General features: G+C 44.2%; 11 protein-coding genes and 1 other annotated feature. Of the genes, 5 read left to right on the top strand and 6 right to left on the bottom strand.

From position 1 onward, the window contains the following. Positions 1-4 precede the first annotated feature (4 nt). Entirely contained in the window at positions 5-1,672 is a 1,668-nt protein-coding gene (gene ettA, locus L3V37_RS14205) for an energy-dependent translational throttle protein EttA (protein ID WP_005381894.1), read from the bottom strand. A gap of 372 nt (positions 1,673-2,044) precedes the next feature. On the opposite strand from ettA, the gene L3V37_RS14200 reads away from it, so the two are divergent. Together L3V37_RS14200 and trpR are read left to right on the top strand one after the other, a co-directional pair. After that, complete coding sequence (locus L3V37_RS14200; protein WP_207220416.1) at positions 2,045-3,982, top strand: transglycosylase SLT domain-containing protein; 1,938 nt, start codon at positions 2,045-2,047, stop codon at positions 3,980-3,982. Between the two features lie 13 nt (positions 3,983-3,995). Continuing rightward, a complete protein-coding gene (gene trpR, locus L3V37_RS14195) occupies positions 3,996-4,304 on the top strand; it encodes a trp operon repressor (protein ID WP_005381892.1) in 309 nt (102 codons plus the stop codon). A 110-nt stretch (positions 4,305-4,414) separates the two neighbouring features. Here the strand turns inward: trpR and yjjX are convergent, their stop codons facing one another. The 5 genes from yjjX to bamD all read right to left on the bottom strand — a co-directional run bounded on the left by yjjX (position 4,415) and on the right by bamD (position 9,404). Beyond that, positions 4,415-4,948 (bottom strand): inosine/xanthosine triphosphatase, encoded by a 534-nt coding sequence (gene yjjX, locus L3V37_RS14190; protein WP_005381891.1) that lies wholly within the window; start codon positions 4,946-4,948, stop codon positions 4,415-4,417. Positions 4,949-4,972: 24 nt separating this feature from the next. Beyond that, positions 4,973-6,151: a prephenate dehydratase gene (gene pheA / locus L3V37_RS14185; protein WP_017636154.1), complete on the bottom strand. Its 1,179-nt coding sequence runs from the start codon at positions 6,149-6,151 to the stop codon at positions 4,973-4,975. A gap of 12 nt (positions 6,152-6,163) precedes the next feature. After that, positions 6,164-6,285 (bottom strand) — a sequence feature (Phe leader region). 108 nt (positions 6,286-6,393) lie between these two features. Beyond that, on the bottom strand, positions 6,394-6,720 hold the full coding sequence (raiA, locus tag L3V37_RS14180) for a ribosome-associated translation inhibitor RaiA (protein WP_005381889.1): 327 nt from the start codon (positions 6,718-6,720) through the stop codon (positions 6,394-6,396). A gap of 313 nt (positions 6,721-7,033) precedes the next feature. Next, positions 7,034-8,527, bottom strand: coding sequence for a lytic transglycosylase F (locus L3V37_RS14175; protein ID WP_343231578.1), 1,494 nt, complete (start codon positions 8,525-8,527; stop codon positions 7,034-7,036). Positions 8,528-8,675: 148 nt separating this feature from the next. Further along, entirely contained in the window at positions 8,676-9,404 is a 729-nt protein-coding gene (bamD, locus tag L3V37_RS14170; RefSeq protein WP_005381876.1) for an outer membrane protein assembly factor BamD, read from the bottom strand. A 136-nt stretch (positions 9,405-9,540) separates the two neighbouring features. Here bamD and rluD point away from each other — a divergent pair, with 136 nt between their 5' ends. From rluD to clpB, 3 genes are all read left to right on the top strand, one after another. Continuing rightward, positions 9,541-10,518: a 23S rRNA pseudouridine(1911/1915/1917) synthase RluD gene (rluD, locus tag L3V37_RS14165; protein ID WP_005381875.1), complete on the top strand. Its 978-nt coding sequence runs from the start codon at positions 9,541-9,543 to the stop codon at positions 10,516-10,518. 1 nt (position 10,519) lies between these two features. Continuing rightward, positions 10,520-11,248 carry a peptidoglycan editing factor PgeF gene (pgeF, locus tag L3V37_RS14160; RefSeq protein WP_237306498.1) on the top strand — a complete coding sequence of 243 codons (729 nt, stop codon included), beginning with the start codon at positions 10,520-10,522 and terminating at the stop codon, positions 11,246-11,248. A gap of 144 nt (positions 11,249-11,392) precedes the next feature. After that, the gene (gene clpB, locus L3V37_RS14155; RefSeq protein WP_237306497.1) at positions 11,393-13,966 is read left to right on the top strand and encodes an ATP-dependent chaperone ClpB; all 2,574 of its coding nucleotides are present in this window, start codon (positions 11,393-11,395) and stop codon (positions 13,964-13,966) included. Positions 13,967-14,530 lie beyond the last annotated feature (564 nt).

The following is a 14,530-nucleotide window of genomic DNA, read 5'->3' as shown; positions in this document are numbered from 1 at the left end:
GCGATTATTTCGCAATACGCTTGTATTTGATACGGTGTGGTTCTGCGGCTTCAGGACCCAATGTTTTCTTCAACCAATCCATGTACTCTGTGTAGTTACCTTCGTAGAAGTTAACTTGGCCTTCGTCACGGTAGTCAATGATGTGGGTCGCGATACGGTCAAGGAACCAACGGTCGTGCGAGATAACCATTGCACAACCAGGGAACTCTAGTAATGCTTCTTCTAGAGCACGCAGTGTTTCAACGTCAAGGTCGTTGGTTGGTTCGTCGAGTAGCAACACGTTACCGCCCGCTTTAAGCAGCTTCGCAAGGTGGACACGGTTACGCTCACCACCCGATAGTTCACCAATAATCTTTTGTTGGTCACTGCCTTTAAAGTTAAAGCGTGAACAGTATGCGCGAGCTGGGATTTCGAAGTTGTTGATCTTAATGATATCAGCACCTTCAGAGATCTCTTGGAATACGGTTTTAGAATCGTCCATGCTGTCACGGAACTGATCGACCGATGCCAGTTTTACTGTATCGCCCATCTCAATTGTGCCCGAGTCTGGTTGTTCAGTACCACTTAACATCTTGAATAGCGTCGATTTACCTGCGCCGTTAGCACCGATGATACCAACAATTGCACCTTTAGGGATGCTGAATGACAGGTCATCAATCAGAACACGACCGTCAAATGACTTGGTCAGGTTCTTCACTTCAATAACCTTATCACCTAGACGCTCACCAGGTGGGATAAACAGTTCATTGGTTTCATTACGTTTTTGGTGATCAGAGCTTTGCAGTTCTTCAAAGCGAGCCATACGTGCTTTTGACTTCGCTTGACGACCTTTAGGGTTTTTACGTACCCACTCAAGCTCTTTCTCGATAGTCTTTTGGCGAGCACTCTCTTGGGAGGCTTCTTGTTGTAGACGAGCGTCTTTTTGCTCCAGCCATGAGGTGTAGTTGCCTTCCCATGGGATACCTTCACCACGGTCCAGTTCTAAGATCCAGCCCGCAGCGTTATCCAGGAAGTAACGGTCGTGGGTGATGGCTACTACGGTACCTGTGTAATCCACTAAGAAGCGCTCTAGCCAAGCCACTGATTCTGCATCTAGGTGGTTGGTAGGTTCATCAAGCAGTAGCATGTCTGGCTTAGAAAGTAGCAAGCGACAAATAGCCACACGGCGGCGTTCACCACCTGATAGGTGCGCAATTTTTTGGTCCCATTCAGGTAAACGTAGTGCGTTTGCTGCACGCTCAAGCGCATTTTCTAGGTTGTGGCCATCTTTCGCTTGGATAAGGGCTTCTAGCTCGCCTTGCTCTTTTGCAAGTGCGTCGAAGTCTGCATCTGGTTCAGCGTATGCTGCGTAGACTGCGTCCAAACGTTTCAGAGCGTCAGCAACGTCAGCAACCGCTTCTTCAACAACTTCACGAACGGTTTTTGATTCGTCTAATACTGGTTCCTGAGGTAGGTAACCTACGTTTAGACCAGGTTGTGGACGCGCTTCACCGTCGATATCCGTGTCGATACCTGCCATGATACGTAGCAGTGTGGATTTACCTGCACCGTTCAGACCTAAAACACCGATTTTCGCACCAGGGAAGAAGCTCAGAGAGATGTCTTTAAGAATTTGACGCTTAGGTGGCACAATTTTGCTCACCCGCGACATGGTATATACGTATTCAGCCATTGCCGATCGTTCCTAAATTAACTGTCATTCAAACCCATCATTTTATACCAAGTGCTTTGTTTTTGTTACCGCATTGCAAGAATTTCCCTAACGAATGGATTTCTTATTTTGAGCTGACCGGAAACTTACACGGTTAGGGTATACACTTTTGTTATTCGTTAAGAATGACGAAGTGTTTTCTATGCGAGTTAGAAACGCTTTGTCTCCATCGTCTTAAAGTTTGACGAGTACAATTTTTAATACACTAAGTTGCTTTACATGGACATCTGCATTCTGTGTAAATAGATGCATGTGTGAAAATTGCCTTAACATCACATGAACTCTAACAAAACTAGGCTTTAGGGCAGTATATGTCTGGGGAAAATGACACAAATGAGATTCAACGTATCTGAATTGGCTAAAAACGTATGCTGCGCCGCCGCGTTGTGTGCTATGAGTTTGAGTGCTAATGCCGCGCTGAGTTTGGAAAAGCAGCGCGAAGTATATGAGCAAGCTCAAGATTTATTAGATAAAAATGACATCGATGGATACCTTTCGATTCGTCCTAAAATTTCTAACTATCCACTAACGCCTTATGTGGATTACCGCACTTTTATTAGACAGTTACCGGAAAAGTCACCACAACAGGTAAACGAGTTTATTTCTGAGCACGAGTCTTTTCCATTTTCTCGTCGAGTTCGCGCTCCATACCTCAATCATCTTTATAAGCAAAAAGATTGGAAAACTATTACTGAGTTTCAAAAAGTCATTCCTAGTGGTGAGCGTTACCAATGTATTTTCTACGTTGCTCAGTTAAAGCAAGGCAAGAAAGTCGCGGCGTTTAAAGGGGCTGAACATATGTGGTTACGTGGCATCAGCATTGCTGATGAGTGTGACCCATTATTTGCGGCATGGGACAAGGCGGGTGAGCGTACCGATGAACTGATTTTACAGCGTATGTTACTGGCGTTTGATGCTCGTAATGGCGGTTTGATGAGTTACTTGCTCAAACTGCCTAAATCTGCGCAGGCAAAGCAACAAGCCAAAGAAATGAAAGCGTTGTTTGATAATCCTGCAAGTGTTGCGGAATTCGCGAAGAAAAAACCTGCGAATGATTTTAATCGAGCGCAAAGTGAATATGCGTTAGAAAAGTTGGCTCGTATGAACACTAGCCAAGCACAAGGTGCGTACGATGCCGTCATTAAAGGACAGAAGTTTTCTCCAGAAAAAGCGCAAGAACTTGCCGACTATATTGCATTTCGATTGACTCGTACGGAGTCTGAGTCATTAGCTAAATGGCGCGATGATAAAACGAAAACCAGTCAGTACTTACCGTTGATTGAAACGCGCATCCGCTTAGCGATTCAAAATGCAGATTGGAAAGGCGTACAAGAGTGGATTGCTGTTCTAAATAAAGAAGAACAAGCCACGCTACGCTGGCAATATTGGCTTGGAAGAAGTGAAATAGCGTTAGGTGATGACATCGCGGGGAAACAGCGTTTAGCAACTCTGCTTGGGCAACGAAACTTCTACAGTGTGGCTGCCGCCAATGCAATCGGACAATCAATCAAATACCCAACGCATACGGTTAAGTTGGATAAGAAAGTTGTTCAACCCTATCAAGACTCGTTAGCTCGTATCGAAGAGTTGATCGCGACGGATAAAATCGCAGCAGCGAAGAGTGAATGGGCACACTTACTGCGCCGCGTAGGAAAAGATGAAAAGGCGATGTTGGCGGCTTATGCATCATTTAAACGTTGGCATAACCTAACGGTTACCGCGAGTATTCAAGCGCAGATGTGGGATAATATCGAACTTAGGTTCCCAATAGCACACCGCTGGTGGTTTAACTTTTATGCGAAAAAGCACAACATTGATCCCGTCACGATGATGTCTCTCGCTCGACAGGAAAGTGCGTTAGATGTTGAAGCCCGCTCTCCAGTTGGCGCTCGTGGTCTTATGCAGATTATGCCTGCGACGGCGAAGTACACGGCACGTAAATATAAGTTGAGTTATCAAGGTACGCAGGATCTCTACAATGTAGGAAAAAATATCGAAATTGGTAGCCATTATTTGCAAGGTTTATTAGAGGATTACGATAATAATCGTATTTTTGCTCTTGCTGCTTATAATGCAGGTCCTAACAGAGTAAAAACGTGGCGAGAGCGTACCCAAGGAAAAGTGGATGCTTATGCCTTTATTGAGGCAATTCCATTTAAAGAGACGCGCGGTTATGTACAAAACATCTTGATGTTTGAAACATACTATCGTGATCTTTTGGGTATCGATGGCGCGTTCTTGAATCAACATGAGATCAATACCAAGTATTGAGTGAGGTAACTTGATGTCGCACGAACCCGAGTACAAAGACTGGCAACAGATTATTGAGCTAATTCGAACAAGTATGGGCACCCAGCAAGATGACATGCTGTTAACTATGCTGATGTCACGTGATGAGAGAGAGTCATTAATATCACGCGTTAATATAATTAACGAACTTCTTAAAGGAGAATTATCTCAACGTCAGATCAGTCAGATGCTTGGTGTGGGCATTGCCACCATTACTCGTGGCTCTAACGAACTAAAGTCGAAATCTGATGAAGAAAAAGACAAGTTGAAAGTCTTGTTAGAACAAGTTGCGGTATCTAAGTAGACAGTATATCCAATTTGCTTTTAGGCCTTGGTGTTACAATTGACTAAGATAACGTATTACAAAGGGCGGAAATATCCGCCCTTTTGCGTATCTAGAGAATAGGCTGAGTGTTATAAATTTGAAGGAAAGTGCTCAGGGTTTGTGAATGGAATTAAAGCCAGAATCAAGGCTTGGTGATAGACCGAGCTTCGAGTTAGCTGGTTTTGGGTTAGCAGGCTAATAGCGCCACCTTTCTGTTTGATGTTATCAGTACCAAACACTTCGTCCATTACATCTCCCAACTCATTCGCATCCTTGAGTTTTTCCAAGACTTTTGGCGGCAACATTAAGCTTGCAGAACGAGATTCACCGCGGTGAGTCTCTGATTCAACCACCATCCAAGCAAACGTCACGTTTGCTTCAATTCCCGCTTCGAGACCGACATAGTAATCCGCGTTTGGCATCTCTACTTTTGCGTTTTTAACGCGGTTTAGCGCACCACGATGAGTTTCTTCATTCGTCATGGGCTGATCTGCGACCTCACTCGGTACACTGATGCCAACGAAGTTGAATTCTTGATGCGGAAATGCATTACGAAATGCACTTTGAACTGCATTAATTTTGGCTGGGTTTAGCGATGCGATTACGACTTTTTGGGTTGCCATGATCTTTTTACTCACTGGTGTCTATTAACTCAATTTTACTTGCGTAGGCTTTACGTTCTCACTCGGGTAACAGCCTAATACTTTCAAGTGCTTAGTGATTTTTGTTAGCTCTTCAAGTGCCTGTTGCATTTCTGTCGAAGCAAGATGTGATGTCAAGTCTACGTAGAACATCTCCTCCCACGGGTTCCCCATAATTGGGCGTGATTCTAGCTTGGTCATATTGATGCCGTAACGTTGCAGCACTAATAGTGTTTCAACCAATGAGCCTGCCTCTTGGGAGGTCGACATGATCAATGTGGTTTTTGCTGGAATCTGAGTAGAAACTTCAACCGGTTTACGAGCAACCACGATAAAGCGAGTATGATTTTCGGTTTGGTTTGCGATGTTGCCTTGAATTGCTTGCAAGCCATATAGCTTACCGCTTGATGCATTACCAATTGCAGCCACATCATCACGATCCATCTCTTGGACTTTCTGCATTGCATCTGCTGTGCTCGCGCAGGACTCCAGCTTTACCCCTTTCATACGGCTTAAAAACTCACTGCACTGTTGGTGTGGCTGAGGGTGAGAATACAGCGTTTTAATATCTTCCAGACGAATGTCTTTTTTCGCAACCAAGCAGTGTTCGATTGGTTGAGTTAGCTCTCCAACGATGTAAAGCGTCGTGTGTTGTAGTAAGTCATACACTTCATTAATAGAGCCTGAGCTGGTGTTTTCGATTGGCAGAACGCCATAATCAGCATGGCCAGATTCAACCGTTTGAGTCACTTCTTTAAAGTGCTCGCAGTTGAGCTCGATAAGCTCTGTATTTTTACGACTGAAGTATTCGCGACTTGCCAAGTGCGAATAAGAGCCTTTGGCTCCTAAAAAAGCGACGCGAGCAAGTGGCTTACGGCTTTGCTGTGGGTTAACGAGATTTTGCAGATAACTTTGTTGAAGCAGAACTGAGTCTTCAATGATGGTATGGAAAAGTTTGGTGATGTACTGCGCGTCAAGTTCGTATTTATCTTGGCCATTAGAAATCAGCTTGACCAATAATTGCTGTTCACGGACGGCGTCGCGAACAGGCTTTGAGGTTTGTACTTTGCTTTTGGCTACTTCAATGCTGAGTTTACGGCGCTCAGACAATAAGCTGAGAAGTTGGTCATCCAACTCATTCAAGCGTAAACGAATTTCTTCGAGGGAAATAGGTTGGTCAGTCATCAATTCTTTCCTTATAAAAAAGCCTCCCGATTTGGGAGGCTTTCTGTTTGTTTTTGACTTTTCTTTCACAAACGAGTTCGCCCCTCCAACTATGGGAGGAAAAAGAAGTCAAAAATAAACAGTGAGGTTAAATGCATAAATAGTGCTTAATTTATGAGTGTTTAAACACAATAAGCAAGGCTGGGGAGAGCGTCAAGCAAAAAAATAGCGCCTTTCGGCGCTATTTCCTCAATATGTTCAGTTTACTCTTCTTCTTCCACTAGCTCAGGCTTACTTGCACGTCGAGCTTCAGGTTTGTGGGTCAGCTTGTTCAATTGTCGTTCTAGTTTTTGCTCCACTTCGTTGATAGCTGCGTAAAGATCTTCGTGAGTTGCTGAGGCAATGAGCTGGCCTTTAGGAACTTTGATAACCGCTTCGAATTTCTTCTGTTTGTTTGGTTCCTCACTGAAAGTTGCTTGGCAACCAATTAGGTCTACTTGCCATTTCTCCAGTTTTTTAAATTTGCTCTCAATATGAGCTCGGATTGCAGAGGTGATTTCGATGTTTTTGCCAGTGATATTCATTGTCATAAGTGTTTTTCCTCTGTTGCATCCCTCATGGGTTGAGTTCAGATTACCGCTTTAAGCATAAAAAAATGTGATTCAGATCATTATTTTGCTCGGGTTTTTTATGATGAAAAATGAATGTGATCTCACTCAAGAACTTCTGAGATTTATCGTGAAATTGCTTGTTATCGGTTAGTAAATCCGTAGATTGGATAGAGTACTCAGCTGAAAACGGCCTCGTTTTTAGGGAAGTTTTACGGCCTAATATTTGAGGTGGTTAAAATTTAACTACACGTAAGGTGTGATGACGATCACTGAGTCTCTCCAATGAATCCATTTAAAAAGCCGCTTGCTGTACAAGCGGCTTTTTACTGTCTGGCATTTGGCTGACTTTTCGTAGCGGTATCATGAAAATGGGGTCTTTTGGGGCTAGTGAAACCCCTTCTAAACTTTTGACTTGGTCCAAACTTTCTAGTTGTTTGTATATTATGTAGTAGCGATTAATGCTTGCGACGTACCCAACCGTTGAGCTTAAACTTTTCCGCATAACGACTTCCACGTTATTAAACCAAACATTAGGATCGTAACCTTGTTGGGCTGCACGCTTACGAATACGCTCTACATTGCCGGGGCCCGCATTGTAAGCCGCCAATGTAAAGTAGAGTTTATTTTGTGCAGTAATATCAGGATCACTGAAGTACTGCTTATGCAAAAAAGCTAAGTATTTCACTCCAGCATGAATGTTGTTTTCTAATTGTCGAACATTTTTGATATTGATATTCGGATCTTGAGCGGTGCTGGGTAGGACTTGCATTATGCCAACGGCACCTCGACTTCCAACTAGGTCGTTATTAAATCCTGATTCCTTGTAAGCGATTGCTGCGATCAGTAAATAGTCGATATCGTATTTCTCACCATAGCGTGAAAATAGCGCCGCGAGTTTTTCTAGTTGAGCAATTTTCTTAGGGTTAAGAGCTCTGTTCAACCATCCCGTGTTATCGATGTATTTACCGTAAATAACGTTACCGAGTAGTGTCCCAGAGCGAGACTTCTGAATGAACTTATTCACGACGGCTTTTAATTTGGGACTATTTTCTCGCATTGCCCAAGCAATTTTGCCATTTTTGCGGATAGGGATTTTTTTGTGAACCCGAATATCATCCATCACTTTCAGCCAAAGCTTGGCTTTATGGCTATCGAGAACAATGGCTTTGACGTAACCATTGTTGAGCATTCCGACCAGCTCATAATCTTGAAGTGTTTCTTCAATAAAGTGCACGATAACAGGCGGTAAGCCTTTTTTGTTTAGTTTCTTATTTAGTGTCTGAATGCTTTCAAAGTAGCTAGAACTGGCGCGCACCCAAATCTCTTTGCCGCTCAATTGTTCGATTTTCGTCATCGTTGGTGTGCTTTTGTTTGTCACTACCCACTCTTGAATACCAGTGAGGATGGGTGAACTGAACTCCACTTTCTGTTTGCGCGTGTCGGTAATAGTCAGGTTGGCGACAACTAAGTCACCTGAACCGTTTTCTAAGGCTGGCAGTAGCTGGTCGCGGGCAACAGGAATAATTTGTACGTTAAGCTTTGGTTTGAGTTTACGAAGGTCTTTTTCGAAATGCGCCAGCAATTCCGCGCCTATGCCTTTTGGTGTGCCGCCCTCAATGTAGTAAAAGCCTAAATCAGCAGAAACTAAGACGCGCAGTACATTCTTCTCCTTGATGACATCGAGGTCCCCAGTATAAGGAGGCTGTTTGAGCGGCGAGATTTGCAGTGCGCAAACGGAAGCAGACAATAGGAGCAGCATAACTGCGCAAAGCTTAGATATCGTCACGTTCACATCCTTTTTATAAAGGGGGGAGGAGAACTTTAAGCATATGTGGAGCTAGGAAGATCATCAAGAAAGGGCTGAATACACTATTGAGAGTAATAAAAAACCGCCACGGTAAAAACGGTGGCGGTTCAGTTTAAAGCAAGTTCAATTACTTCACAGGGTTGAGCTCGATAAGCTTTTCAGTTCTTGCTACGGCGTCTTCCAAACCAAGTTGCTTGTAGGCCTCTAGCTGGATAGTCAGTGACTTACGTGCAGCTTCTGTGTCTGGATAAGCTTTTTGTAGCTCTTGGCTGCGATTAATAGCAGCGACCCAAGCTTCACGGCGAAGGTAGAAGTCAGCAGTCGCTAAATCATAGTTCGCTAGACGGTTTTTCAGCGCGACCATACGTTTTTGTGAATCTTCTGCATATGGGCTATTCGGGTAACGTTGAAGTAGTTTTTTGAAGTCATCAAACGCTTTTTTTACCGGTTCAGGATCGCGATCGCTTCGATCTACGCTGAATAAATCATGCATAAAGTTACGATCTTGCGCCATGTGGCTTAGACCTCGCATGTACAGCACCCAATCCATCTTTTCATGGGTTGGGTTTAAACGCATAAAGCGAGAAATGGTTGCCAAGCCCAAAGCAAGGTCGTCGTTTTTGTAGTACGCATAGATTAGGTCAAGCTGCACCTGTTCTGAGTAGGCACCGAATGGGTAACGTGAGTCTAATGCTTCCAGTTTCTCAATTGCAGAAAGCCAATTACCACTTTGAAGAGAAATCTGTGCGTCTGCATACAGTTCCGAAGGCGGCACATCAGGAACGATTTCTTCTTTGCTTGCACATCCAAACAGAAGGGATACCGCTAAAAGGCCTGTTAAAGTCTGACGTTTCATATCAGGAGTCTGTTCCTTGAATCTAAATATTTCTTAAGCTGCCGTTACTTTCTTTCCAGTAACAGATACAATGACGTAATAGTCTATTTTTTCACAGTCGTGAGCATTAGTCTCACAGTTTTTAAAAAAGTTCGATATGGCTCAGCAGATTGTATTAACAAATACCGTAAAAGATAGCCAGTTAGGTCAACGTTTAGACCAAGCTATCGCCGAATTATTCGCGGACTTCTCTCGCTCGCGCCTAAAAGAGTGGCTGCTTGATGGGAAAGTTCAAGTTGATGGTGAAGTTGTCACTAAACCTCGTACCAAAGTAATGGGTGGCGAGGAAATTACATTGCAAGCCGAGTTAGAAGATGAAGAACGCTGGGAAGCGCAAGATATCCCGCTAGATATCGTCTATGAAGATGAAGATATTATCGTTATCAACAAACCTCGTGACTTTGTGGTTCATCCGGGCGCTGGTACGCCTGATGGCACTGTGCTTAATGCGTTGTTGCATCATTACCCTGATATTGCAGAAGTACCTCGTGCAGGTATCGTGCACCGTTTGGATAAAGACACAACGGGTTTGATGGTGGTGGCGAAAACCGTTCCTGCACAAACTCGTCTGGTTCGCGCACTGCAAAAACGTAATATTACTCGTGAGTACGAAGCGATCGCTATTGGTCGTATGACTGCGGGCGGTAAAGTGGATCAACCTATTGGTCGTCACTCTACTAAGCGCACGCTTATGGCGGTGGCACCAATGGGCAAACCAGCAGTAACGCACTACCGTGTTGCTGAACGCTTCCGCGAACACACGCGTATTCGTTTGCGTCTAGAAACGGGTCGTACGCACCAGATTCGTGTGCACATGTCTTATCTTCAGCATCCGCTGCTCGGTGATATTGCATATGGTGGACGTGCTCGCATCCCGACAGGTGCGTCTGAAGAGCTAACGGCAATGATCCGGGGCTTCGATCGCCAAGCATTGCACGCAGTAATGCTGCGCTTTGAGCACCCAATTACGGGCGAAGTTCTTGAGTTTCATGCTCCAGTGCCTGATGACATGGTTGTGATGACTGAAGCGCTTCGTCAAGATACAGAAGAGCACGGCTTACCGGAAGAATTCTAATATGAAGACGATCATTCCGAATTGGCCAGCGCCTAAAAATGTCAAAGCTTTCGCCTCAACACGCATAGGCGGCTTTTCGACAGGCCCTTACCAAGGGCTGAATTTAGGTACTCACGTTGGGGATGATTTGTCTTTAGTAGAGAAGAACCGAGCTTGGTTGGCGCAACAGGCAAACATGCCAAATACGCCAATCTGGTTAAACCAAACGCATTCAACCATTGTGGCTCAAGCAAATGAACCAACAACACAGGTGCTTGATGCAGATGGTGTATTTACTTCTTCAAGCCATGTTGTTTGTTCAGCGATGACCGCCGACTGTTTACCTGTATTATTGACTAATACACAAGGTACGCAAGTAGCCGCTGTTCACGCAGGTTGGCGCGGCTTAGCAAATGGCATTGTCGAAAATGCGTTAGCGTTGTTTTCTGGTGAAGTGATAGCGTGGCTTGGCCCCGCCATTGGCCCTCAAGCCTTCGAAGTGGGTGAAGATGTTCTGCAAGCTTTTGTTGATTTTGATTCACAGGCGAATCAAGCATTTGCTCCACGCGATATCGACGGTAAATGGTTTGCTGACATGTCGGTGCTGGCAACGCAACGTTTAAACCGAGCTGGTGTGACACAAGTGTTTGATTCTGGACTTTGTACTTACCAAGATAAAGCCTCTTTTTACTCGTATCGCCGTGATTGTAAGACAGGTCGACAAGCAACCTTTATTTGGATCGAAGACTAGCTATAAGCACCAAAGTGCTAAGATGCATACTACTATTTTTGCAAAGCTATCTTTATTCATTCACTCCCTTGAAATTCCCCTCCTGAGTATCCATCTTTCTAACTGTCAAAAGAATTTCCTTTAGTTGAGGTTAGGAAGGTAGATATGCGTCTTGATCGATTCACAAGTAAGTTTCAAATCGCTATCTCTGATGCTCAATCACTAGCGTTAGGGCGCGATCATCAATATATCGAGCCAGTTCACCTCATGGTGGCTTTGCTTGATCAAAATGGCAGTCCAATTCGTCCATTGCTTACTATGCTGGATGTGGACGTAACGCATTTACGCTCTAAATTGAGTGAAATGTTAGATCGATTACCAAAAGTCAGTGGCATCGGTGGGGATGTTCAGCTCTCTAGCTCGATGGGCACATTGTTTAACCTGTGTGACAAAGTGGCGCAAAAGCGTCAAGACTCCTATATCTCGTCTGAAGTCTTCCTGCTTGCCGCTTTAGAAGATCGCGGACCATTGGGGCAATTGCTCAAAGAGATCGGCTTAACAGAGCAAAAAGTCAGCCAGGCAATCGAAAAGATCAGAGGTGGTCAAAAGGTCAATGATCCGAATGCAGAAGAGCTTCGTCAAGCATTGGAAAAGTTCACCATAGACCTTACCGAACGTGCAGAGCAAGGTAAATTGGATCCGGTTATCGGCCGTGATGATGAAATCCGTCGTACTATCCAGGTATTGCAGCGTCGTACTAAAAACAACCCTGTGATTATCGGTGAACCAGGCGTAGGTAAGACAGCAATTGTTGAAGGCTTAGCGCAGCGCATAGTTAACAATGAAGTACCTGAAGGTCTGCGTGGTCGCCGTGTGCTATCACTGGATATGGGCGCACTGGTTGCTGGCGCGAAATACCGTGGGGAATTTGAAGAGCGTTTAAAATCAGTATTGAATGAACTTGCTAAAGAAGAAGGCAACGTCATCCTCTTCATTGATGAACTACACACTATGGTCGGTGCTGGTAAAGGTGAAGGCTCAATGGATGCGGGCAACATGCTAAAACCGGCATTAGCTCGTGGTGAGCTGCACTGTGTTGGCGCAACAACATTGGATGAATATCGTCAGTACATCGAAAAAGATGCAGCATTAGAACGTCGTTTCCAAAAAGTGCTGGTGGATGAGCCGACCGTTGAGGATACCGTGGCGATTTTACGTGGCTTGAAGGAGCGTTATGAGCTTCATCATCACGTCGAAATTACTGACCCAGCGATTGTTGCTGCGGCGAGCTTGTCACATCGCTATGTCTCCGACCGTCAGTTGCCGGATAAAGCGATCGACTTGATTGACGAAGCGGCTTCAAGCATTCGTTTACAAATTGACTCTAAGCCAGAGTCCTTGGATAAGCTTGAGCGTAAAATTATCCAACTCAAAATTGAGCAACAAGCACTAAGTAACGAGCACGATGAAGCGAGTGAAAAGCGTTTGAAAGCGCTTAATGAAGAACTCAATGAAAAAGAACGTGAGTACGCTGAACTAGAAGAGGTTTGGAATACAGAAAAAGCATCTCTTTCTGGCACTCAACATATTAAGTCTGAGCTTGAACAAGCTCGTATGGACATGGAGTTTGCTCGCCGTGCTGGCGATCTAAACCGTATGTCGGAGCTTCAATATGGTCGTATTCCTGAACTTGAGAAGCAGTTAGATCTTGCAACCCAAGCTGAAATGCAGGAAATGACGCTATTGCGTAATAAAGTAACCGACAACGAGATTGCAGAAGTACTTTCTAAGCAAACCGGCATTCCGGTATCCAAGATGCTAGAAGCGGAAAAAGAGAAACTACTTCGTATGGAAGACGTGCTGCATAATCGTGTGGTAGGGCAAAGCGAAGCGGTCTCTGTTGTATCGAATGCCATTCGTCGTAGTCGAGCTGGGCTTTCTGATCCAAACCGACCAATTGGCTCCTTCTTATTCTTAGGTCCAACTGGTGTGGGTAAAACAGAGCTTTGTAAGACACTTGCGAGCTTTATGTTCGACAGCGAAGATGCGATGGTCCGTATCGACATGTCTGAGTTCATGGAGAAACACTCAGTGGCAAGATTGGTGGGTGCGCCTCCAGGCTATGTCGGATATGAAGAGGGTGGTTACTTAACGGAAGCGGTTCGTCGCAAGCCGTATTCGGTAATTTTGTTAGATGAAGTAGAGAAAGCGCATCCGGATGTATTTAACATTCTGCTGCAAGTTCTCGATGATGGGCGTTTAACGGATGGTCAAGGTCGTACTGTTGACTTCCGTAATACGGTTGTGATTATGACATCTAACTTGGGTTCATCTCGTATCCAAGAGAATTTCGCAACATTAGACTATCAAGGTATCAAGAGTGAAGTGATGGATGTGGTTAGCAAACACTTCCGCCCAGAGTTCTTGAACCGTGTTGACGAAATCGTGGTGTTCCATCCACTTGGTCAAGAGCACATTAAGTCCATTGCTTCTATTCAATTGGAACGTTTGGCGAAACGACTAGAGGAAAAAGGCTATCAACTAGAAGTTTCCGACAAAGCGCTCGATTTGATCGCTCAAGTTGGTTTCGATCCTGTGTATGGTGCGCGTCCTTTAAAACGTGCAATTCAGCAGAATGTCGAGAACCCGTTAGCCAAATCAATTCTTTCTGGTGAAATCGTTCCAGACAAGACAGTGCAGCTAATTGTTACTAATGACCAAATTTGTGCTCATCAATAATTGTATGGATACAGTGAAATTGAGATAAAAATCACACTAAAGGGGTCGTTTGGCCCCTTTTCTATAGTTTTTTAGAGTCTTTTGTCTGTTTTCTATACGAATAAACTAAAAAGGTGAGTTTTTTTAAAAAATGCACTTGTGTTCTTTAATGAACTCCCTATAATGCGCCTCCGTTGTCACGGGAAAGCAAGTAAAGCGGAACCTAAACAACTACGGTTAGTGAGTTAAAATTAACTCGCAGATAAATAACTTAAAAAAGTGTTTGACACGATAAGTTATCTAGCTAAAATAGCCGTCCACTTTGAAGAGAACTTCGAAGTGTGCTCTTTAACAATATAGACCTATCAATCTGTGTGGGCACTCGTTGATGATAATCCAATTAGATACTTCGGTATCAAATTAGGTTTCAATGAAACGAAGTGACCATTGAATCGAAAGATTCAGCACAGTCAATTCAAACATTACTTTATGTAATGTTCAGTATTCATTGAGCCGAACAAAATCTTAAATTGAAGAGTTTGATCATGGCTCAGATTGAACGCTGGCGGCAGGCCTAACACATGC

Source organism: Vibrio sp. D54 (assembly GCF_021728075.1).
Classification (GTDB): Bacteria; Pseudomonadota; Gammaproteobacteria; order Enterobacterales; family Vibrionaceae; genus Vibrio; species Vibrio alginolyticus.
The sequence above is the reverse complement of the archived record's forward strand: the minus strand, read 5'-3'. Positions and strand labels throughout refer to the sequence as shown.